Consider the following 22752-nt stretch of genomic DNA (forward strand, 5'->3'; position numbering starts at 1 on the left):
TTCAAAGGGGGCAAGGGGAGGAAGTCCTGCGAGACTTATGTTGCAGTGCGGGACGTCATGGCACTCGCAGAAGACGCCGGAACCCAGCGGCAGCTCCCTCGTCCCGCCGCCCGTGTTCGGATACTTTGACAACGTTGTTTCCGATGCCTGGCGCCGGTCGCGCGGGTCATCGGCCTGCCCAAGGGGATTCCATGACCACCGCACCCGGCTCCAACCCACTGCGCTCGCTGGCCATCGTCGGCGTGCTGTTCTTCATCATCGGCTTCTTCACCTGGATCAACGGGCCGCTGATCACGTTCGTGCAGCTCGCCTTCGACCTGGACGAGGTGAATGCCTTCCTCGTGCTGATGGTGTTCTACCTGTCGTACTTCTTCCTTGCCCTGCCCGCGGCGGCGGCGCTCAAGCGCACGGGCATGAAGAAGGGCCTGGCGGCCAGCCTGTTCGTAATGGCGATAGGCGCCGCGATGTTCGGCGAGTTCTCCACACAGCGCTGGTATCCCGGCGCACTGTCCGGCCTGTTCGTGATCGGCGGTGGCCTGGCGTTGCTGCAGACGGCGGTGAACCCGTACGTCAGCATCCTCGGCCCCATCGAGAGCGCCGCGCAGCGCATCGCGCTGATGGGGATCTGCAACAAGGTCGCCGGCATGCTGGCACCGCTCGTGCTCGGCACGCTGGTGCTGCATGGCGTAGGCGACCTGGCCGCGCAGGTCGGGGCGGCGGATGCCGCCGGCAAGGCGGTGCTGCTCGATGCATTCGCGGCGAAGATCCACCTGCCGTACCTGGTGATGGCGGGCATCCTGGTGGTGGTCGCCATCGGCATCCTGTTCTCGCCGCTGCCGGAAGTGAAGCCGTCCGAAGCCAACGCCGCGGCCACGGCCGACGCGCCCGATGGCGTGCGCGGTCTGTCGCAGTTCCCGCACCTTTGGCTGGGCGTGCTGTGCCTGTTCCTCTACGTGGGCGTGGAGGTATTGGCGGGTGATGCGATCGGGACGTATGGAAGGGGCTTCGGACTGCCACTGGACCAGACCAAGCTGTTCACGACCTACACGCTGTTCGCGATGCTGGCGGGATACCTGGTCGGCCTGGCCGTGATCCCGCGCTTCGTGTCGCAGGAGCGCTACCTGGCCATCTCCGCCACGCTGGGCGTGCTGTTCGCGCTGGGCGCACTGTTGACCCACGGCTATGTCTCGGTCGGCTTCGTCGCCGCGCTCGGTTTCGCCAACGCGATGATGTGGCCGGCGATCTTCCCGCTGGCGATCAAGGGGCTGGGACGCCATACCGAAACCGGCTCGGCGCTGCTGATCATGGGCATCGCCGGCGGTGCCATCCTGCCGCAGGCCTTCGCCGTGCTGAAGCAGCACTACGACTTCCAGGCGGTCTTCGCCGCGCTGGCCATTCCCGGCTACCTGTACATCCTGTACTACGCCCTGGCCGGGCACCGGGTGGGGACTGCGCGTGGGCCGGCGACGGCCGTGCCGGAACGCGGCATCATGGCGGACTCGCCTCCATGACGGAAACATCCATGCGCCGACCCACCATCAAGGACGTCGCCGAACGCGCGAAGGTCTCGCTGAAGACCGTGTCCCGGGTCATCAACAACGAGCCGTCGGTGTTGCAGGGCACGCGCGCGCGGGTGCTGCACGCGATCGCCGAACTCGACTACGAACCGGACCAGTCCGCGCGCAACCTGCGCAGCGGCACGCCGTTCGTGATCGGGCTGGTGTACGACAACCCCAACCCGTACCACATCATCGGCGTGCAGAACGGCGTGCTGGCGGCGTGCAAGGAAACCGGCTTCGGCCTGCAGATCCATCCGGTCGATTCCACCTCGCCGTTGCTGGCGGAGGAACTGGTGGAGTTCGTGCAACGCTCGCGCCTCGCGGGCCTGGTGCTGACCGCGCCGATGTCCGAACGCGCCGACCTGGTCACGGCGCTGGCGGCACGCGGCGTGAAGCTGGTGCGCATCATCGCCGCCACCGAAGATCCGGAAGACGGCCTGCCCTGCGTCTACGTCGACGACCGCGACGCGGCCTACGAGATCACCGAGCACCTGATCCAGCTCGGCCACCAGCGCATCGGCTTCCTGTGGGGCGGCCTGGCGCACCGCTCCAGTACCGAGCGCTATGCCGGCTACGAAAAGGCGCTGAAGGATTACGGCATCACGCTCGACAAGCACCTCGTCGTGCCGGGCGACTACACCTTCGATGACGGCTTCCGCGGCGCGCGCCGCCTGCTCGCCCTGCGCGAACCGCCGACGGCGATCTTCGGCTCCAACGACGAAATCGCCGCCGGCGTACTGGCGGCGGCGAAATCCGCCGGCATGAACGTGCCCTACGACCTGTCCATCGCCGGCTTCGAGGACAGTCCGTTCTCCAAGCAGTCGTGGCCGCCGCTGACCACCGCCAAGCAGGCCACGCAGGACATCGCGAAGCAGGCCGCCCGCCTGTTGATCGCGGGCCTGCGCAGCGACGCCTACGACGACCATCCCTCCGCCGTGCATAACCAGGGCTTCGTGCCGCAACTGGTCGTGCGTGGCTCCACCGCGCCGGTCCGTCCGCGCGCCGACCGACCCGAACCCGCCCCGCCATGACGACCCCGCTGCCCGCTCCCGCCGACACCCTGATGCACCAGGAAGCCGCCCAGGCATCCACGATCATCGCCGACCAGTACGCGCGCAACGCCGATACGGTGAAGGCGCTGGCCGAGGATCTCCGCCGCAACCCGCCGCCGTTCGTCGTCACCTGCGCGCGCGGCAGCTCGGACCACGCCGCCACCTACGCGAAATACCTGTTCGAAACGCAGCTCGGCGTGGTGACCGCTTCGGCATCGCCGTCGGTGGGTTCGGTCTATGAAGCGACGCAGCGGCTAGACGGTGCGCTGTACCTGGTGATCTCGCAGTCGGGCAAGAGTCCCGACCTGCTGCGCAACGCGACTGCGGCGAAGGAGGCCGGTGCGCGCGTCGTCGCCATCGTCAACGTGGCCGATTCGCCGCTCGCGCAGCTAGCCGACACCGTGCTGCCGATGCACGCTGGGCCGGAGCGCAGCGTGGCCGCGACCAAGAGCTATCTCGGCTCGCTGGCCGCGATCCTGCAGCTGGCGGCCTACTGGAAGGACGAGGCCCCGCTGCACGACGCGACACTCGCCCTGCCTGGGGCGCTGCAGCGTGCGTGGCAGGCCGACTGGTCGCCGCTCACCGAAGGACTGGTGGGCGCACACAACCTGTTCGTCCTCGGACGTGGCCTCGGCCTCGCTGCGGCGCAGGAAGCCGCGCTGAAATTCAAGGAAACCTGCGGCCTGCATGCCGAAGCCTACAGTTCGGCCGAAGTGAAGCACGGGCCGATGGCGCTGGTCGGTCCGGGCTTCCCGGTGCTGTGCTTCGCGCAGCCTGACGAAACCGAGGCCGGCACGCTGGCGCTGGCGCAGGAGTTCCGCGGCCGCGGCGCGCAGGTCTGGGTGGCATCGCGCCAGGGCGATCTGCCGCTGGTCGCCGCGCCGCATCCGGCCTGTGCGCCGCTGCTGACCATCCAGAGCTTCTACCGCGCGATCAATGCGCTGGCGTTGCGCCGTGGCCACAATCCCGATGTGCCGCCGCACCTCAACAAGGTCACCGAAACGGTATGAACGTCCTGCATCCCGCCACCGCCCTCTGCAATGCACGCGTGCTGACGCCCGATGGCTTCGTCGAGGGCCTGGCGGTGCTGATGCATGACGGCCTGATCGTCGATCTCGTTGCCGATGCGGGACTGCCTGCCGATGCGGTCCGGCAGGATCTGAAGGGGGCGTCGCTCGTGCCCGGCTTCATCGATGCGCAGGTCAACGGCGGCGGTGGCGTGCTGTTCAACAACGACACCACGGTGGACGCCATCCGCACCATCGCGGAAGCGCATCGCCGCTTCGGCACGACCGGCCTGTTGCCGACCCTGATCAGCGACGATGCCGAGGTGATGGCGCGCGCGGTGGCGGCGATCCGCGCCGCCATCGAAGCGAAGGTGCCGGGCGTGCTCGGCATCCACCTGGAAGGCCCGTACATCGCGCCGGCACGCAAGGGGACGCACAACGCCACGAAGTTCCGCGTGCCGGATGACGGCGAAGTGGCGATGGCGACCTCGCTCGACAATGGCGTGACGCTGCTGACGCTGGCGCCGGAGCAGGTGCCGACAGACACGATCCGCGCGATGGTCGAACGTGGCGCGATCGTGGTGGCGGGCCACACGGCGGCGACCTACGAGCAGATCCGCGCCGGCATCGACGCCGGCGTGTCCGGCTTCACCCACCTGTACAACGCGATGTCGCCGTTGCTGGGGCGAGAACCGGGCGCGGTCGGTGCCGCGCTCGAAGATGATGGCAGCTGGTGCGGCGTGATCGTCGATGGCGTGCATGTGCATCCGGCCAGCCTGCGCGTGGCGCTCGCCGCCAAGCCGCGCGGCAAGGTGTTCCTGGTGACCGATGCGATGCCGATGGTCGGCTCGGACGATCCCGCTTTCGATCTCTATGGCGAGACCATCACCGCCGTGGATGGCGTGGTGCGCAATGCCGCGGGCTCGCTGGCCGGTTCCGCGCTGGACATGGCGAGCGCGGTGCGCAACAGCGTGCGCCTGCTCGGCCTGCCGCTGGAGGAAGCCGCGCGCATGGCCTCGACCTACCCGGCCGACTTCCTGGGGCTGGGCGAGTCGCATGGACGCATCGCCCCGGGCCGGCGCGCCGACCTGGTGGCGCTGGACACCGACTTGCACGTGGTCGGCACATGGATCGGCGGCGCGTGATCCACGCCGCATGAGCGCGTCGCCCGCCCGGTTCGCTTCGGTCGATGCCCTGCGCGGCCTGACCGTGGCGGCGATGCTGCTGGTCAACACGCCGGGCGACTGGTCGCATGTCTACGCGCCGCTGCTGCACGCGGCGTGGCATGGTGTCACGCCGACCGACCTGGTATTCCCGTTCTTCCTCTTCATCGTCGGCGTGTCGATCGCGCTGGGCGTCGTGCCGCGGCTGGAGGCCGGCGTGCCGCGTGCGTCGCTGCAGCGTGCGGTGCTGTGGCGCGCGGCGAAGATCGTCGCGCTCGGCCTGGCGCTGCATCTGCTGGCGTTCCTGCTGCTGGACAGGCCGTCGTTCCGTCCCTGGGGCGTGCTGCAGCGGATCGGGCTGTGCTTCGCCATCGCGGGGCTGATCGTGGTGTACGTGAAGCCGCGCATGCAGTGGGTGCTCATCGTGGCGCTGCTGCTCGGCTACTGGACGTTGATGGCGCCGTGGGGCTACGCGCCGTACACCAATCTCGCCGCTCGCATCGACACTGCGTTGTTCGCGCCATGGCTGTACCAGTGGGATGCGGCGCTGGGACGCGGGCAGGACCCGGAAGGTTTGCTCAGCACGCTGCCCGCCATCGCCACCACGCTGCTCGGCGTACGCGCGGGGGCGTGGTTGCGCGCGGGCGCGGTGCGCACGGTCGTCATGGGTGGCGTGGTATCGCTGCTGCTCGGGATGCTGTGGGCGGCCGTGCTGCCGTTGAACAAGGCGTTGTGGACGCCGTCCTACGTGCTGTTCGCCGCCGGCTGCGCGATGCTCGCCCTCGCCGCCGCGCACGTCCTGGTGGATCGCCATGGGTGGCCGGCGGTCGGCCGCCGGTTCGGCGTCAATGCCATCGCGGCCTACGTGGGGGCCGCGATCATGACCTATCTGGTACTCGCCGCAGGCTGGATGGGGCCGATCTACGAGGCGGGATTCGCTGGCTGGATGACGCCACGGGTCGGCCCGTACCTGCCGTCACTGGCCTTCGCGGTGGCCTTCGTTGCCCTGTGGTGGTGCGTCGTGTGGGGAATGGATCGCCGCCGCTGGTACCTGAAAGTCTGAAGCGTCGGCTTCATCACGCTTTTCTTCGTCGCGTGGGGTACAACGGCAGCCAGTCGCCCGCCGGATGCCGCCTGCCATGAAGATGCCGTTGCTGCTCGCCTGCTGCCTGTGCCTGTCCGCCTGCCAACGGGTGACGGTGGATGACCAGGGGGCCGCCGTCGTGATGGCGCGAGGCGACGCCACGGCGATGGCACCGGCGCCCGCCATCGTGCCGCCACGCGTCGCATCACCCGATGCAACGGCAGCGAGCACGGGCCGCGTCATGGCGGGCCTGTCGCGCGCGCGGCAGGTGCCCGACCCGCCGTTCACCAGCACGCCGGTCGCCACCTTCAACGAGCCTTGGGCGATGACCTTCCTGCCGGATGGCCGCCTGCTGGTGACGGAGAAGGCCGGCAAGCTGCGGCTGGCCAATGTCGCCACCCGCCAGGTGGGCGAGGTCATCGGCGTGCCCGCAGTGGCCTACGGCGGGCAGGGAGGCTTCGGCGACGTGCTGCTGCATCCGCGCTTCGCCGACAACCGGCTGGTCTACCTCAGCTATGCGGAAGCCGGCAGCGGCGGCACGCGCGGCGCGGCGGTGGCGCGCGCCACGCTGCAGCTCGATGCCAGCGGCAATGGCGGCTCCCTGTCGAACCTGCAGGTGATCTGGCGGCAGCTGCCCAAGGTCAACGGCGACGCCCACTACGGACATCGGCTGGCGTTCGGTGCGGACGGCAAGCTGTGGATCACCTCCAGCGACCGCCAGGCGTCCACCCCGGCGCAGGACCTGAACTCCTCGCTCGGCAAGCTGATCCGGCTCAACGACGACGGCAGCGTACCGGCCGACAATCCGTTCGCGGCGCAGGGCGGCATCGCCGCGCAGGTATGGACGCTGGGCCATCGCAACATGCTCGGCATCGCGTTCGACGGCGCGGGCCGCCTGTGGACGCACGAGATGGGACCGAAGGGCGGCGACGAACTCAACCTGATCGAACGTGGCAGCAACTACGGCTGGCCCGTGGTTTCGAACGGCGACAACTACGACGGCACGCCGATCCCCGACCATGCGACGCGTCCCGACTTCAACGCGCCGGAAGCCTGGTGGACACCGGTGATCGCGCCGGCCGGGTTCGTCATCTACTCCGGCGACCTGTTTCCGTGGTTCCGAGGCAGGGGTTTCATCGGTGGACTCGCTTCGCAGGCGCTGGTCGAGATCGAGTTCACCGGCACGCAGGCGCGCGAGGCGCGGCGCTATCCGATGGGCAAGCGCATCCGCGAGGTCGAACAGGGGCCGGACGGCGCCCTGTGGCTACTGGAGGATGGCAGCGGTGGCCGGCTGCTGAAGCTCACGCCGAACCCCAGTTGATCAGCGGACCGGATGCGCCGTGGTGTCGCCGGTGGCCGGCCGCTTTTCGTGGCCGTTGCGGATGTCCAGGTACAGGCTGTACGCCGCGGTGAACGCCGGCAGCAGGTTCTGCAGCACGCCGACGGCATCCTGCTTCGACGAGAACAGGAAGTAGCTGAGCGCCATCAGGCTGCCCGCCAGGCTCATGTACCAGAAGACGCGCGGGATCACCGGCCGCCGTGCGCGCCGCGAGGCGACGAACTGCACCAGCCAGCGTGCGCCGAACAGGCCGGCGCCGGTCAGGCCGATCAGCTTCCACGGCGTCATGTGCAGGCCGGTCCAGCCCAGCCAGACGAGTTCCTGGTCCATCACGCTCACGGCTTGCGCCCCGCGTTGAGTTCGCTGATGGGCGTGACATGGCTGCGCTGGATCAGCCACGACACGCCCATCAGGTCGCGGATGCCGACGAGCGCGCGGCCCAGGTTGGTGTACTTCGATTGCCCGGCGCCGCGCGGACGGTGCGACACCGGTACGCTGGCGGTCTTCCAGCCGGCGCGCTGCATCAGCGCCGGCAGGTAACGGTGCATGTGGTCGAAGTAGGGCAGTTCGAGGAAGGCGGCGCGGTCGAACAGCTTGATGCCGCAGCCGGTGTCCGGCGTGTCGTCATGCAGCAGGCGGCGGCGGATGCGGTTGGCCCAGCGCGACGCCCAGCGCTTGCTGGCGGTGTCCTTGCGGTTGACGCGCCAGCCGGCGAACAGCCGGGTCTTCGGATCGGCATCGGCCCGTGCGGCGAGCAGTTTCAGGATGTCGCCCGGGTCGTTCTGGCCGTCGCCGTCCAGCGTGGCGATCCACGGCGAAAGCGCATGCTTCACGCCGGTGCGGATCGCGGCGCTCTGGCCGCTGCGCTGGTGGTGCAGCAGCACCCGCAGTTCCGGCACTTCGGCCTTCAAGCCGACGAGCACGTCGCGGGTGTCGTCCTCGGAATGGTCGTCCACGCAGACGATGTCGAACGCGACGCGGCCGCGCAGGTGCCGGACCACCTCATGGACCAGCGGCCCGATGTTGTCGCGCTCGTTGAAGACGGGGATGACGACGGACAGGCTCGTCATGGCGGCGCTCGCAGGAAAGGACAGGTTCATCGTCCGCCCCGGCAGGTCAGGAAAATGTCGTGGTCGGGCCGGTACAGGGCCGTCTTCACATCGGTCAGGCCCAGCACGGTGTGGAACAGCTCGTCATGGCTGTGCGGCGCGCCTGTCTGCCGGCGCAGGCAGGCGTCATCCAGGCCCGTGGACGCGCGCCAGCCGCCGGAAAACCACGCCACCATCGGGACCTCCAGCTGTTCCCGTGGCGCGATCGCGTACGGCATGCCATGCAGGTACAGGCCCTTCTCGCCCAGGGACTCGCCGTGGTCGGAGACGTACAGCAGGGCGGTGTCGTAGTCCTTCAGGCCGGCCAGCTGGTCGATGGCGCCCGCCAGCACGTGGTCGGTATAGCGCAGCGCGTTGTCGTAGGCATTGACGATCTGCGCGCGGGTGCAGCGGCCGAGGTCGGAGGTCTCGCAGACCGGCTGGTAGACCTTGAACGCAGGCGGGTAGCGTTCGAAGTAGTTCGGCCCGTGGTTGCCCAGCATGTGCAGCACGATCACCTGGTCGCCCTGGTGGCGACGGATGGCCTCGTCCAGGCCCGCCAGCAGGATGCCGTCGTGGCAACGCTTGCCGTCGCACAGGCCGGCATCCGTGCGGGCATGCAGGTCCTCGACCGGCAGGCCGTCGCATACGCCCTTGCAGCCGGACTGGTTGTCGCGCCACAGCGTGGCCACGCCGGCGCGTTGCAGCACGTGCAGCAGCGACTGGTGGCTGCGGATCTCCTGCTCGTCGTAGTGCTCGCGTCCCTGTGGCGAGAACATGCACGGCAGCGACACTTCGGTGCTGCTGCCGCAGGCGGTGACATGGGGGAAGTCGAGCACGTCGCGCCTGGCCAGTTCCGGCGTGGTCTGGCGCCCGTAGCCGTTGAGTCCCCAGTTGGCGGCACGGGCGGTCTCGCCCACCACCAGCACCAGCACGCGTGGCCGCCGCATCGTGGCGGCCGGCGACTGCACGGCATCCTCGCTGATCGGCGACAGCACGCGCGCGCGGCCCGGCGGCTCTTCGCTGACGACCTTCGCCAGCGACACCAGCACGTTGGCCGGCGTGACCAGGTAGCGCACTTCGCGCTGGTTGCGCAGGAACGCGGTGAGCGGCTGGGTCGACGGCAGCACGCCGACCAGCCCGACGACGACCGTGCCGGCGAGGAAGCCCGCGCGCATCAGCAGCGTGCGCGGCCACGGTCGCGCACGCAGGCGCACGCGCCACACCACCACCAGCGCCGGTACGGCGGCCAGCAGCGGCAGCAGCGCATCGGCCCCGGCGAGGTCGGTGGCTTCGCGCCAGTCGGTGTGCAGCACGTTTCGGATCATGTCGGCATCGATGTAGATGCCGTAGCTGTCCATGTAGTGGCCGGCCAGCGCCGCCAGCACCACCAGCACCGACAGCACGACGCGCGCCGTGCGGCGCCATACCAGCAGCGACAGCCAGACGCCGTGTACCGCCGTGACCAGCAGGAACAGCGACAACGCCCAGACCGGCTGCGTCCACGGGCGCGGCGCGGCGGCCTGCCAGAACATCGCATTGGCGAACAGGCTGAAATACAGGCAGGCGGCGAGGATCAGCGTCTCCGTGCCGACCTCGGGACGGACGGCCAGCAGGGCAAGGGCGCGGCGCCAGCGGGACGGCGCGGACGCGCGGTCGAGGATGGATGCGCTCATGCATGCACCTCCGCGGCACGACGCGCGCCGACCGCTTCGATGGCGCAGGCGATGGTCCAGCAGACCGCCAGGCTGGCCACGTCATGGGAGAGGAAGTGCGCGCCGCGCAACTGCTGCGTCAGTCCGAACACCGCGCCCGCCAGCAGGCCGATGGCGAGTCCGGCGTGGCGCCATCGCGGCGCCGTGTGCAGGAAGAAGAAATACAGCGCGACCCAGGCGTAACCGCCCGCGGCGTGCGCCGCCGGAAAGCACGCAGCCGGTCCCAGCGAGGCCGGCCGCGTTTCGAACAGCCCGATGAAGGCACGATCGCCGCCCAGCCCCGCCAGGTCCCACGGGCAGTCCATCTGCGTGACGGCCTTGAGTGCTGCCACGCAGGCGACCGACGCGAACACCGACAACAGCAGGCGCGCCGCCGGCCGCGTCCACGCGCGCGATTCGGGCGAGCGCCAATGCAGCAGCGTGGCGACGAACACGCTGGCCCAGGCGGCCTGGCTCAGCAGCCGGCCGCCACGATGCAGGCCGTGCTCCAGCAGCAGGCTGCGCTTGAGCGACCACGCATCGCCTTCCCAGTGGAACAGCCAGCGGGCCACGCTCATGTCGAGGTGGTGCGTGGCGAACCACGCCAGCAGCAGCACGGGCAGCGACCAGGGCAGCAGGCGCGACGGTTGCCCGAGAGGGCGGGACAGGAGGCGGAACGGAGCGGACGACATGCGGCGCGACGATGACGGGGAGGTGCGCGCATGCTGTTGGCCGCCGCGTCGTAGCGCGGTCGGACTCGCGTCGGAACCGCGTTAATCCGCGCGCGAACGGCATGCGATCGCGCGCGTTGTTGCCGGTGATTCAGTCTTCGCTGACGTCCGCCGACCACCCGGCCGGTACGTCGCAACCCGCGATCCACGCGCGACCGGGCGCGAGGATCCAGTCCCGCCGGTTCGACGCACCGATGTCGATCACCTGCGCCGCATCCAGGCACGGCCCGATGGCGTCCTTGCGCAGGAACAGCCAGCGTTTTTCCGGCGCCGCCAGCAGCCACGCATGCGCGTGTTGCCACTGGTCCACCCACGGCTGCTTGAAGCCGAAGTCGGTGACCGGACGGTCGGCCTGCAGCAGGTGCTGTTCGCGCCAGCCGAGCATGGCCAGTTCGGCCTCGGGGCCGATCCGCTCGCCGACGCGTTGCATCAGCGACCTGGCCGAGCTGTCCGGGCTGATCGCCGGCATGAACCCCATGCCGTACGCCGTCCACAGCGCCGCCGTCACCGCGACCATCGCCACGACGATCCGCCGTCGCGCGGCGATCATCACCAGCAGCCCCACGACGGCGAAACCGAGCAGCCAGCGGCTGGCCTGCGCGACCGTGGCCAGGTCCATGCCGCGGCCATCGACCAGGGCGTGCACGCGCGCGGGCGGGGCCGCCATCAGCCACAGGCCCAGCGCGCCGGCCGCCAGCACCAGCACCGACAGGTAGGACCACAGCGTCGCGCGCACGCTGCGTCGCCGCAGCAGGCCTGCGAGCAGCGGCGACGCGGCCACCGCCAGCGCGGGCAACATGGGGAAGATGTAGACCTCGCGCTTGCCCGGGCTGGCGCTGAAAAACAGCAGCACCAGTGCCGCCCAGCCGAGCAGCAGGAGGTACCGCGCGTCCGCGCGGCGCAGGCGCCGCCACCAGGCCGGCAGCAGCCACGGCGCAAGCAGCACGCCGGGCAGCCACAGCGTCAGCATCGTCTGCAGGTAATACCAGGCCGGCTTCACGTGGTGCCATGCATTGGCGTAGCGGGTGCCGGTCTGCTTGAACAGCATCTCGCGTGCGTACGCATGCAGGGCGGGATCGCTCGACGACAGGGCGGTGGCCAGCATCGGCACCAGCCAGACGCCCACGCCCAGCAGGAAGCCCGCCACGCCCGCGAACGCATGCAGGCCGCGATGCGGCGGCAATGTCCGGGGCGACTTCCACCGCACCCACAGCCACGGCAGCAACACCAGCAGCGGCAGGAAGCCGACGCCCTTGGTCACCGTGCCCAGCCCGGCGGCGAACGCACCCAGGGCCAGCAGCCACGGGCGTGGTGTTTCCAGCAGGTAGCGCAGCAAGGCCCACAGCGACAGCGTGGTCATGCCCACCAGCACCATGTCGATCTGCGCACGCTTGGCCTGCAGGGCGAACTGCAGGCAGACGAACAGGCCGAATACCGCGAACGGCACGGCACGGCGTCCCCACAGCCGGCGCGCGAGATCGCCCGACAGCCACAGCGTCAGCAGCGCCGCGAGCAGCGAAGGCAGCAGGAACGCCAAGTGCCAGTCGCGGACGAGCAGATAACTGGCGGCCTGCAGCCACATGAACACCGGCGGCTTCTCGGCGTACAGCTCGATGCCGCGGTGCGGGAACAGCCATTGCCCCGTTTCGACCATGGTCTTCGCGGCCAGCACGAAGCGCGGTTCGTCGGCCGGCATCGGCTCGCGCAGGCCCAGCCCGGCCAGCAGCGCCCACACCATCAGGGCGACCAGCAGCGGCATCTGCCAGCGCGGTGCGTGCGGGGAGTACGTCGATCGCATCGGCGGTGTCGGCCAGTCTGCAGGCGGGCGCACGATGATGGATCATGCGGCGTAAGAGAATCGTCGGAACTCCGACGGCGCTTCGACGTCCGGCCTGCGATGCTGCCGGTCTCCTTCCCTTGCACAGGCCTTGCCGATGCGGCTGCTGGTCATCGAAGACAACCGGAACCTGGTGGCGAACCTGTTCGACTACTTCGAGGCGCGCGGCCATACGCTGGACGCGGCGCCCGATGGCGTGACCGGCCTGCACCTCGCCACCACGCAGGCGTACGACGCCATCGTGCTGGACTGGATGCTGCCGCGGCTGGAAGGGCCTGAAGTCCTGCGCTGGTTGCGCGAGGAGCACAACGCCGGCGTGCCGGTGATCATGCTCACCGCCCGCGACGAGTTGCCCGACAAGATCTCCGGCTTCCGTGCCGGCGCCGACGACTACCTGACCAAGCCCTTCGCCCTGCCGGAACTGGAAGTGCGGCTGGAAGCGCTGATGGCCCGCATGCACGGGCGGCAGCGCCGCAAGGTGCTGGAAGTGCACGACCTGAAACTGGACCTGGCGACGCTGGAGGTCACGCGCGCGGGCCAGCCCCTGCATCTGTATCCGGCCTGCCGCAAACTGCTGGAAACCCTGATGCAGGCCAGCCCCGCCGCCGTCACCCGCCAGCAGCTGGAGCACGCGCTGTGGGGCGACAACCCGCCGGACGGCGACATGCTGCGGTCGCATGTCTACGAGCTGCGGCGCAGCGTCGACGGCCCGTTCCCGGTCAAGCTGATCCAGACCCTGCCGCGTACCGGCTACCGGCTGGCGGTGCCGCACGAGGCGAAGGAGGCATGAGGTCCCGGCGCAGCCTGCGCGCGCAGATCAGCCGCCTGCTCGGGGGTTACGCGGTATTGCTGGGTGCCATCATCGTGCTGGTCTTCGCGGACGATTTCCTCGAGGACCGGGTGTGGAAGCTGCTGCTCCAGCGCGAGATCGTGCACCACCTGGAGCAGAAGGCCGCCGATCCGCGCCATGCATGGCAGGACACCGAGGCGTTGCAGCTCTACAGCATTCCGGGCCGCCCGCCGCCGCCAGGCCTTTCGATGCTGCCGCAGGGCGTGCATGACGATTTCTGGTTCGGGGGACACGAGAACGTGGTGCTGGTCCAGCGCGTGCGCGGCGTGGACTACTTCGTGGTGCGCGACATCACCGGCATCGAAACCATCGAGGACGCGCTGATCATCGGATCGCTGGGCCTGGCGCTCGTCGTCCTGGTGATCATCGGCGTGATGGTGGCCCGCGGCGTGCGGGAGGCGCTGCGTCCCCTGTCCGACCTGGCGGGCGACATCGGCGCGCTGTCCCCCGACCGCGCCGGCCAGCGCGTCGTCGTGACCCCGGGCGCCAGCTCCGAGCTGCATGTGATCACCATGGCCCTCAACGACTACCTGCGCCGGCAGGATGCCTTCGTCGAGCGCGAGCGCGTCTTCATCGACACCGCCAGCCACGAGCTGCGCACGCCCATCGCCATCATCGCCGGCGCCAGCGAGCTGGCCCTGGAACAGCCCGCGTTGCCGCCGCCCGCGCGCCAGCAGGTGCAGCGCATCCATCGCACCGCCCGCGACGTCGAACGGCTGATCGCCCTGTTGCTGGCGCTGGCGAAGGACCCCGCGCGCCTGTCGCGCAGCAACGAGCTGGTGCCCCTGCATGAACTGCTGCCCGACATCATCGAGGACCACCGCCACCTGATGGCGGGGAAGGACCTCGGCATCGTCGTGGACCAGCTGGCGCCGTGCAGCGTGTCCGCGCCGCTGCACATCGTGCAGTCGGCGATCGGCAATCTGCTGCGCAATGCCATCGAGAACAGCGACAGCGGCGAGATCCACGTCGGCCTGGACGCGGATGCGACCGTTACCGTGCAGGATCCCGGCCACGGCATGGCGCCGGAAGACATCAGCCGCCTGTATGCGCAGATGGCGCGCGGCGGCAGTCGCGACGGCGGCGGTATCGGCCTCGACCTGCTGGCGCGCCTGTGCGAGCACCTCGGCTGGACGCTGTCGATCCAGTCGGCGCCGGGGCGCGGCACGATCAGCCGGCTGCGCCTGTCGCGCTGAAGGCGGCCGTCACGCCCCCGCCGCTATCATGCGGACACATCCGCGCCGGAGTCCGTCGATGAAATCGTGCCTGCCCTGCATCGCACTCGTACTGCTCGCCGCGTGCAGCCCCGCACCCGCTCCGACCGCCACCGACCCGTCGGCGCCGGCGGATCCCGGCGTGGCCGCCGCCATGGCGGCCGTCGACCAGGCCGCCGCCGCCGCACCGCAGGCGAAGACGCCTTCATTCGATTGCGCCAACGCGGAGAGCCAGGCCGAGAAACTGGTCTGCGCGGATGCCACGCTCGCCGCCCTCGACCGCCAGCTCGCGGCCCGCCAGGCCGAAGCGAACGACCGCGATCCGGCCGTGCAGCGGGGCTGGGCCAAGGGACGCGATGAATGCTGGAAGGCGGAGGATGCACGCGTGTGCGTGCTCGAGGCTTACAAGACCCGGCTGGTCGAGCTGGCGATCGCGGCGCCCGGTGCCGCCGTGCCGAAGCAGGTGGGCTATCGCTGCAGCGACAACCGCCTGCCTTTCACGATGACCTACTACAACGACATCGACCCGCAGGCGGCCGTGATGGTGTGGGGCAACGACCAGGCCATCGTCTTCCCGCAACCGGCGGCGAGCGGTGCGAAGTACGGACGGACCGGCATCGAATACTGGGAGCACCAGGGCGAAGCCAGCGTCGACTTCTTCGGCAACAAGCTGACCTGCCGGCCACTTCCCTGACGCGCAGGCAGCGGGCGATCACGCCATGCGCTGATCAACCCGCAGTCCGACGGGCGCGATGCACCGCGGCGACGCGCGCGGCCTGCACGGCGGCGCCGATCTCCGGACCCGCCATGCCGTCGCGCACCACATCGCCCGCACTGACACCGCAGGCGGCCTCGTGCAGGCGCACCAGCTCGCGACCCTGCGGATAATCCGTCTCTTCGTGGCCGCCGCGGCCGCGCTTGTCCGCCTCGCACACCGTGGCCAGCGAGGGAATGCGCTCGGGACGCCGGAAGGCGTCGCAGCGCGTCAGCAGGTCGACCACCGTGGCGTCGCGCAGTTCCGCCAGCCGGTGCACGTTGAGGTGCTCGCGGCAGGCCATCACCGCGAGTTCGCGGTGGTCGGCGGGTACTTTCAGGCGTTCGCACAGCGCCAGCACCGGCTTCACCCCGGCATGCTCGTGGCCGATGTGTTTCGGCAAGACGTCGGCGGGCGTCAGCGCCTTGCCCAGGTCGTGCACCAGGGCGGCGAACCCGATCAGCGCATCGCCCGGCGCCAGCCGTGCCGCCATGTCGCTGACCATCTGCTGATGGATGCCGGTGTCGACTTCCGGGTGGTATTCCGCGCGCTGCGGCACCCCGTACAGCGCATCCACTTCCGGCAACACGACCGCCAGCGCGCCGCACGTGCGCAGCGTGGACAGGAAGGCCGACGGCGATGCCGACGCCAGCGCGCGACGCAGTTCCTGCCACACCCGTTCGGGTACCAGCGCATCGAGTTCGCCGCTGGCGACCATGTCGCGCATCAGCGCCATCGTGTCCGGCGCGATGGTGAAGCCGAGCGACGCGAACCGGGCCATGAAGCGCGCGGCACGCAGCACGCGCAGGGGATCCTCGACGAAGGCCGGCCCGACATGGCGCAGCACGCGCGCGTCGATGTCACGCACGCCGCCGCAGGGATCGATCAGGCGACCGTCGCCATCCTGTGCGATGGCGTTGAGGGTGAAGTCGCGCCGCTGCAGGTCCTCTTCCAGCGTCACCGACGGATCGGCATCGACCACGAAGCCGCGATAGCCGCGGCCGCTCTTGCGTTCGGTACGCGCCAGCGCATGCTCCTCGCCCGTATCCGGATGCAGGAACACCGGGAAATCGCGTCCGACGGCCTTGAACCCCCGCACTTCCATCTGCGCCTGCGTGGCGCCAACCACGACCCAGTCGCGGTCGCCGGGTGGCAGGCCCAGCAACCGGTCGCGTACCGCGCCGCCGACGAGATAGGTTTTCATGGCGACATGATGCCGGATCGGAGGCGCCGAGCGGCATTCCTGTAGGAGCGACGTGAGTCGCGACCGAGAGAGGTATAGGCCATGGACCTTGCGATCACGCGTGAAAGGTCCGCAGCAACGTGCCTTCCTGATGGTGGCCTGTTTGATCCGTTTCCGCGGTCGCGACTGACGTCGCTCCTACAGGAAACCCCACGGCCTCAGCTCTTCGGCATCTGCGCCGCCGGGCAGGTGAACGCCTTGCGCTTGGCCTGCACGCGCCCCATCAGGCGATCGCTGACCGGCAGCGCGGTGCCGTCCAGGCGCCAGTCGTAGATCACGCTGAAGGCGAGCACGCGCGCCACGTATTCGCGGGTTTCCTTGTAGCTGATCGTCTCGATCCAGATGTCCGGGTCGTACCCCGGGCGCTGCGACTGCCAGCGCGCGGTCGGTGCGGGGCCGGCGTTGTAGGCGGCGATGGCGACATACGGCACGCCGTACTTGTCTTCCATCTCGCGCAGGTAGGCGGTGCCGATGGCGATGTTGGTGTCGGAGTCATACAGGCTGGCCGCACCGGCGTAGGGAATGCCCAGCCGCTTGGCGACGCCGGCACCGGTGGTGGGCAGCACCTGCATCAGGCCCATCGCGTTGGCACCGGAGCGCGCCTTGGGATTGAAGACGCTCTCGGCGCGGATCTCGGCGGCGACCCACGCGGGGTCGATGCGGTGCTTCGTCGCTTCGCGCTTGATGGTGTCGTCGTGGTGCAGCGGGAAGCGCAGCTGGTACAGGCGCTGCTCGTCGGGCTGCTTGCCGAGCGAGAACACGGCACGGTCGAACCAGCCGTTGTCCTGTGCGACCTCCACCGCGATGCGGCGCTGGGTGTCGTCGAAGCGCGAGAGCGCGGCATTCCACTCCGCGGTCGCCCAGCCCGGGCGCTCCAGCTGCCACAGTTCCATCGCGCGCACGATGGCCGGGTCGCGCGCGATGGCCTGCTTCGCCGTCGCGGGATCGTTGGGGATCCACGCGCACAACGCATACGGTTGTTCCAGGCGGTCCGCCGCGAGGAAGCCGTGGAAGGTCGGGCTGCTCGCGGTTTCGCGGAACAGGCGCTGCGCGCCCGCGCGGTCGCCGGTCTTTTCGCTCATGCGTGCTTCGAAATAGCGCCAGCGCGCGTCGTTGCGTTGCGCCGTCGGCATCTTCCGCAACGCCGCCAGTGCCGCGGGCCAGTCGCCGCGTGCGAGCGCTTCGCGGACACGCCATTCGTGCAGGCGTTCGTCGTAGGCGGACTCCGGCACGTTGCCCAGCCGGCGCGCGGAATCCGGTCCGTACGAGGCGACCGTCCACAGCGCGATCTGGTACAGCACCTGGCCGCGTTCGCGCTCCCCCATGCCGAGCGCGTCGGCATACTGCGGCAGCAGGCGTTCGGCGGTATCGGGATCGTTCTGCGCAAGCTTCGCCAACCCTTGCGCCGCCATGCGGCGACTGCGGTCGGTCTTCGGCCAGTTCAATGCCCTGGGATGGACGGCGTCGATGAACGCGGCGTAGTCGTTGGCCAGCGCCGTTTCGTCGGCGGGCAGTCCGCGTGCCGCACTGCGCATGACCGCTGGCTGGCGTTCGCCTGCGGCGGCGTCGATGCGCTCCCAGCGCAGTGCGGGTGTCAGCGTTCCCTGGGCGGAGAGCAGGTTGAACACGGCATCGCAGCCGCCGGGCAGCGCCTTGGCCCCCTTGCGCCAGATTCCCTGCGCCTGTTCGGTCCAGGCCGCGTCGATGCGGCCCGTGGCTTGCCGCGCCTGCAGGTGCGCGCATTGCAGGGCGATACTGTCGGTCGGTGTCCACGCACCGAGGAACGTCGGCCAGTCCTGCCGGCGCGCAAGGGCCGCCAGCCAGAGCGGACGGAACTGGTCGGCCACCGCCTGGCCCTCGTACCGTTTCAGGAATGCCTGCGCCTGCGACGTGGAAACCGCATCGGGATCGCGGCGCAGCCCGGCGAATTCGATCCATCCATACAGCGGGTGGCGGGCGAGCGACGACGAGGCGGCATCGAAGCGCCCGGCCTCGGCGGCAGCGAGCGCATCGCGTACGGCAGGCCGCCGCGCATCGAGCGATTGCGCGTGCAGGACGGGCGCGGAACACAGGCTCGCGCAAGCAGCGAGTACGATAACGAGGGGAATGCGGATCATGCCGGGACTATACCCAAACCGCCTGAACCTCCCTGTAGACAGGCCCTGACGGCGAGGTGGCGAGTGGAAGGTGTGTGGATATTCCCGGTGCTCGGTGTGCTGGCCGGCATTCTCGCGGGGCTGCTCGGCATCGGTGGCGGCCTGGTGCTGGTCGCCGCACTCGCGTGGATACTGCCGATGCACGGCATTCCGAAAGAGGCTGCGATGCATGCGGCCCTGGCGAGTTCGCTGGCGAGCATCGTGCTGACCGCAACATCGTCGGCATACGCGCACCATCGACGCGGCAGCGTGCTGTGGCCGACGGTGGCGTGGATGGTGCCGGGCCTGTTGCTGGGTGGCTGGCTGGGCAGCGGCCTGGCGGTGCATCTGGACGACCAGGTGCTGCGCTGGATCGTGGCGGGCTACTGCTTCGTCGCCGGCGCACAGATGGCGTTCGGCGGCAACGCGCATCCGGAGGGGCGCGGCGTGCCCGCACCGCGCGGACCCGGCATGACCGTTGCGGGTTCGGTGATCGGCGCGGTGTCCGCGGTCGTCGGTATCGGCGGCGGCAGCATGACCGTGCCGCTGCTGGTGTCGCGCGGCGTGCAGCCGGTGCGTGCGGTCGGCACCTCGAGTGCCTGCGGCGTCGCCATCGGTCTCGCCAGCGCATTCGGCTATGCGTTGCACGCACCGTCGGGCGCGCTGCCGTCGCACGCGATCGGCTATATCTACCTGCCGGCCGCCATCGGCGTCGCGATCGCTTCGGTAATCGCCGCGCCCTATGGAACGAAGCTCGCGCACCGGATCGGCGGCAAGGCGTTGAAGCGGGTGTTCGCGGTGTTCATGGTGGTGATGGGCGTCGCGATCATCGCGAGTGGCTGACGCGGCCTACATGCATTTAGTTGTTAATGCTCGTGACGGTGGTGTGTAGAAACTCCGGGTATCCGTATTTACTCGCAGATAATCGCCGTTACCATTTTCAAAATGGTGACCTGTTTCCGTTGTGGGCGTTTTACGGATTCTTTACAAGGAAGGACAAGGCGCTTTAGGCGATTGCCGTGCGGCTTGCCCCTTTCCGGAGAGAGAATCCATGAACACGCGCCGCCACACCCTGGCTTCGGCCATTCGAATCGCCGTGCTCCTCGCCCTGCCCGCCACCGCCGTGGCACAGGAAGCCACCACGCTCGACACCCTCACCGTGACCGGCAGCCGCATCAAGCGCGCCGAAATGGAGGGGCGCGTCCCCGTGCAGGTGTTGTCGCGGCAGGAGATCGAACGCACCGGCCTGACCTCCATCGGCGACATCCTGCAGGAACTGACCGGCTCCGGCTCCGCACTCAATACCAAGTTCAACTCATCCGGCAACTTCGGGTTTTCGCCGAACGGCGACGGTGTCGGTGCGGGTTCCGCCCAGGTGGACCTGCGCAACCTCGGGCCGAAGCGCGTGCTGGTGCTGGTCGACGGCATGCGCTGGGTCAACGAGTCGTCCGCCTCCGGTGTCAGTGCGGCGGTCGATCTCAACACCATTCCGCTCGCGCTGGTCGAACGGATCGAGGTGCTGGAGGACGGCGCCTCGTCGCTGTACGGTTCCGACGCGATCGCCGGCGTGGTCAACATCATCACGCGCCGCAACTTCGATGGCGGGCAGGTCACGCTCCACTATGGCGAGTACGGCGAGGGGGATGGTGAACTGTCCGGCGCGGACCTGGCGTGGGGATTCAACAACGATCGCAGCAGCCTGTTCCTCAGCCTCAGCTACAACAATCAGGAAGAAGTGAGTTCGGCCGACAGGCCCATCTCGGCGATCCCCATCCAGGGCGGCAGCTCGCGTGTGCCCGGTGGCTTCTTCCGCTTCCTGGATCCGAACGGCGTGGAGTACCTGCTGACCGCGAATGCCGGCCAGACCAATCCCACGTACACGCCGAACCTGCCGGACTGTGCGTCGGGCGTGCCGCGCACCGATGGCTTCCACTGCCTCAACCTCGCCAACGAAGCGTACAACTACGCGCCCTTCAACATGGTGATCACGCCTTCCGAGCGCATGGGTGTGTTCGGCCAGTACCGGTTTGCCGTCACCGAGCAGCTGAATTTCTACGCGAAGGCGCTGTACAACCGACGCGAATCCACCAATCGCGCGGCCCCGGAACCGATCGACCTGGGGCCGGGCGCGGGCAGCACCTACACGGCCAATCTGGTGATTCCCGCCAACCACCCGTTCAATCCGTTCGGTTTCGCGCTCGACGGCAACACGGGCGGCAATCTGATCAGCTTCCGTCGCCGCCCGTACGAAGGCGGGCCGCGCATCTTCGAGCAGGAGGTCGATACGCAGTACATCGCCGCGGGCCTGGAAGGCTCGTTCGGCGGCGAGCGGCAGTTCTTCTGGGACATCAACGCCGCGTACGGGAAGAACGAAGCCGAGCAACTGAATCGCGGCAGCTACAACGCGCGCAACATCGCCATCGCACTGGGCGATCCGGCGGTGTGCGCCGCCACGGCCGGCTGCACGCCACTGGACATCTTCGGCTTCGACACCATCACGCCGGCGATGCTGGCCTACATCAGTCCGCTGTTTCGCGACCGCAGTGAGCAGAAACTGACCCAGGTCACCGCCAATCTGAGTGGTGCGCTGTTCCCGGGCTGGGCCGGCGACATCGAGTTCGCCGCCGGCTACGAGTACCGCAAGTACGAAGGCAGCTACAACCCGGATCCGCAGACCGTGGCCGGCGAGTACAACGGCGTGCCGTCGCTGCCGACGTCGGGCAAGTACGACGTCAACGAGGCCTACCTCGAACTCAACGTGCCGCTGTATGCACAGCAGAACGGCGCGGGCAAGATCGACCTGAGCGTAGCGGGCCGCTACTCGGACTACTCCACCTTCGGTGGCGAGTTCACGCCGAAGTACGGCCTGCGCTGGCAGGTCGCCGAAGACCTGCTGCTGCGCGCGACCTATGCGGAGGGCTTCCGTGCACCGTCGATCGGCGAGCTCTACGGCTCGCAGAGCCGCTTCGACGCGCTGCTGGTCGATCCCTGCCTGGTGCCGCCCAGTGCGCCGGCCGGGTCGCTCGCACCGGTCGCCTGCCCGGGGGTGCCGGCCGGGGCGCGGCAGAACGATCCGCAGATCCCGGTGCTGACCGGCGGCAATCCTGCGTTACAACCGGAAACCGCCCGCAGCTTCAGCGCCGGCCTGGTGTTCAGTCCATCGTTCGCGGAGGACGCGGCGTGGTCCGACAAGTTCGACATCGAAGTGACGTACTACCGGCATAACCTCGAAGGCGCCATCCAGGCCATCGACGCGCAAACCCAGTTGGACCTGTGCGCCACCACGCAGGACCCGCAGTACTGCACCGGCATCGACCGGCTGGCCTCCGGCGAGATCGACACGTTCGCCAACTTCCTGATCAACCTCGGTTCGATCAAGACCGATGGCTGGGATGCGGACGTGTTCTGGACGCTACCCGAGTCGAACCTTGGCCGTTTCAAGCTGAGCTGGCAGAACACCTTCGTCACGCGCTACGAGGCGCGCGGTGCCGGCGGCCAGGTGCAGCCGCAAGGGCCGGGCATCGTGGTGAACGACACGGCCATTCCCGAATGGACGTCCACCGCGACGCTGGACTGGAAGCTCGGCAACTGGAATGCCGCCTGGAGCGTCCGCCATCTGTCCGAGATGGAGGAAGCCTGCCTGGCTGCGGACCCGGCCGCGTTCTGCAGCACGGCCACCACCAACACGCTGGACGCGACGACGTACCACGACCTGCAACTGGGCTACGACTTCCAGTGGCTCAAGGGCTTTCAGCTGACCGGCGGCGTCAACAACCTGTTCGACGAGGATCCGCCGGTGTGCACCTCGTGCTCGCTCAACGGCTACGAGGCGTCGACCTACGACATCCCGGGTGGTCGCTTCTTCTACGTGCGGGCCAGCCTGCGGTTCTGACGCGGGGAAGGAAAAGAGGAAGGACGGGAAGCCGGCGCATGCCGGCTTCTTCGTATCCGGGTCGAGGGCGCGCGCATGGCGTGCAGGCGCGCGGAGCAGGGTGTCCGTCG

General features: G+C 69.1%; 18 protein-coding genes. 11 read left to right on the forward strand and 7 right to left on the reverse strand.

Features of this window, described 5'->3' with window-relative positions; all coding sequences use genetic code 11:
* Positions 1 to 191: 191 nt before the first annotated feature.
* The 6 genes from V7060_RS06895 (at position 192) to V7060_RS06920 (ending at position 7186) form a co-directional block, all read left to right on the forward strand.
* Entirely contained in the window at positions 192 to 1511 is a 1320-nt protein-coding gene (locus tag V7060_RS06895; RefSeq protein WP_334178502.1) for a sugar MFS transporter, read from the forward strand.
* Between the two features lie 11 nt (positions 1512 to 1522).
* Entirely contained in the window at positions 1523 to 2590 is a 1068-nt protein-coding gene (locus tag V7060_RS06900; protein ID WP_334178503.1) for a LacI family DNA-binding transcriptional regulator, read from the forward strand.
* Entirely contained in the window at positions 2587 to 3621 is a 1035-nt protein-coding gene (locus V7060_RS06905) for an SIS domain-containing protein (RefSeq protein ID WP_334178504.1), read from the forward strand. Before V7060_RS06900 ends, V7060_RS06905 begins: the two co-directional genes overlap by 4 nt.
* Positions 3618 to 4763, forward strand: a complete 1146-nt coding sequence (nagA, locus tag V7060_RS06910) for an N-acetylglucosamine-6-phosphate deacetylase (protein ID WP_334178505.1) — start codon at positions 3618 to 3620, stop codon at positions 4761 to 4763. Before V7060_RS06905 ends, nagA begins: the two co-directional genes overlap by 4 nt.
* A gap of 10 nt (positions 4764 to 4773) precedes the next feature.
* A complete protein-coding gene (locus tag V7060_RS06915; protein WP_334178506.1) occupies positions 4774 to 5844 on the forward strand; it encodes a DUF5009 domain-containing protein in 1071 nt (356 codons plus the stop codon).
* A gap of 262 nt (positions 5845 to 6106) precedes the next feature.
* Positions 6107 to 7186: a PQQ-dependent sugar dehydrogenase gene (locus V7060_RS06920; protein WP_334178644.1), complete on the forward strand. Its 1080-nt coding sequence runs from the start codon at positions 6107 to 6109 to the stop codon at positions 7184 to 7186.
* On the opposite strand, the gene V7060_RS06925 is transcribed toward V7060_RS06920, so the two are convergent.
* From V7060_RS06925 to V7060_RS06945, 5 genes are all read right to left on the reverse strand, one after another.
* Positions 7187 to 7534 carry a lipid-A-disaccharide synthase N-terminal domain-containing protein gene (locus tag V7060_RS06925; protein ID WP_334178645.1) on the reverse strand — a complete coding sequence of 116 codons (348 nt, stop codon included), beginning with the start codon at positions 7532 to 7534 and terminating at the stop codon, positions 7187 to 7189.
* 5 nt (positions 7535 to 7539) lie between these two features.
* Complete coding sequence (locus V7060_RS06930) at positions 7540 to 8274, reverse strand: glycosyltransferase family 2 protein (protein ID WP_334178507.1); 735 nt, start codon at positions 8272 to 8274, stop codon at positions 7540 to 7542.
* 26 nt (positions 8275 to 8300) lie between these two features.
* Positions 8301 to 9968 carry a phosphoethanolamine--lipid A transferase gene (locus tag V7060_RS06935; RefSeq protein ID WP_334178508.1) on the reverse strand — a complete coding sequence of 556 codons (1668 nt, stop codon included), beginning with the start codon at positions 9966 to 9968 and terminating at the stop codon, positions 8301 to 8303.
* Positions 9965 to 10678, reverse strand: coding sequence for a phosphatase PAP2 family protein (locus tag V7060_RS06940; protein ID WP_334178509.1), 714 nt, complete (start codon positions 10676 to 10678; stop codon positions 9965 to 9967). Before V7060_RS06940 ends, V7060_RS06935 begins: the two co-directional genes overlap by 4 nt.
* Positions 10679 to 10808: 130 nt before the next feature.
* Positions 10809 to 12515: a glycosyltransferase family 39 protein gene (locus tag V7060_RS06945; protein ID WP_334178510.1), complete on the reverse strand. Its 1707-nt coding sequence runs from the start codon at positions 12513 to 12515 to the stop codon at positions 10809 to 10811.
* 136 nt (positions 12516 to 12651) lie between these two features.
* Here V7060_RS06945 and V7060_RS06950 point away from each other — a divergent pair, with 136 nt between their 5' ends.
* Genes V7060_RS06950 through V7060_RS06960 form a run of 3 tightly spaced genes read left to right on the forward strand, consistent with a single transcriptional unit; the run spans position 12652 to position 15312 of the window.
* A complete protein-coding gene (locus tag V7060_RS06950) occupies positions 12652 to 13344 on the forward strand; it encodes a response regulator transcription factor (protein ID WP_334178511.1) in 693 nt (230 codons plus the stop codon).
* A complete protein-coding gene (locus V7060_RS06955) occupies positions 13341 to 14600 on the forward strand; it encodes a HAMP domain-containing sensor histidine kinase (RefSeq protein ID WP_334178512.1) in 1260 nt (419 codons plus the stop codon). The genes V7060_RS06950 and V7060_RS06955 overlap by 4 nt, the downstream gene beginning before the upstream one ends.
* A gap of 58 nt (positions 14601 to 14658) precedes the next feature.
* Positions 14659 to 15312, forward strand: a complete 654-nt coding sequence (locus V7060_RS06960; protein WP_334178513.1) for an MliC family protein — start codon at positions 14659 to 14661, stop codon at positions 15310 to 15312.
* A gap of 34 nt (positions 15313 to 15346) precedes the next feature.
* On the opposite strand, the gene V7060_RS06965 is transcribed toward V7060_RS06960, so the two are convergent.
* Complete coding sequence (locus V7060_RS06965) at positions 15347 to 16576, reverse strand: multifunctional CCA addition/repair protein (RefSeq protein ID WP_334178514.1); 1230 nt, start codon at positions 16574 to 16576, stop codon at positions 15347 to 15349.
* Positions 16577 to 16773: 197 nt separating this feature from the next.
* Positions 16774 to 18732 (reverse strand): transglycosylase SLT domain-containing protein, encoded by a 1959-nt coding sequence (locus tag V7060_RS06970; RefSeq protein WP_334178515.1) that lies wholly within the window; start codon positions 18730 to 18732, stop codon positions 16774 to 16776.
* A gap of 87 nt (positions 18733 to 18819) precedes the next feature.
* Here V7060_RS06970 and V7060_RS06975 point away from each other — a divergent pair, with 87 nt between their 5' ends.
* Both V7060_RS06975 and V7060_RS06980 read left to right on the forward strand, forming a co-directional pair.
* Complete coding sequence (locus tag V7060_RS06975) at positions 18820 to 19593, forward strand: sulfite exporter TauE/SafE family protein (protein ID WP_334178516.1); 774 nt, start codon at positions 18820 to 18822, stop codon at positions 19591 to 19593.
* 208 nt (positions 19594 to 19801) lie between these two features.
* On the forward strand, positions 19802 to 22642 hold the full coding sequence (locus V7060_RS06980; protein ID WP_334178517.1) for a TonB-dependent receptor: 2841 nt from the start codon (positions 19802 to 19804) through the stop codon (positions 22640 to 22642).
* Positions 22643 to 22752 lie beyond the last annotated feature (110 nt).

It is taken from the genome of Pseudoxanthomonas sp. (assembly GCF_036845285.1).
GTDB lineage: Bacteria > Pseudomonadota > Gammaproteobacteria > Xanthomonadales > Xanthomonadaceae > Pseudoxanthomonas_A.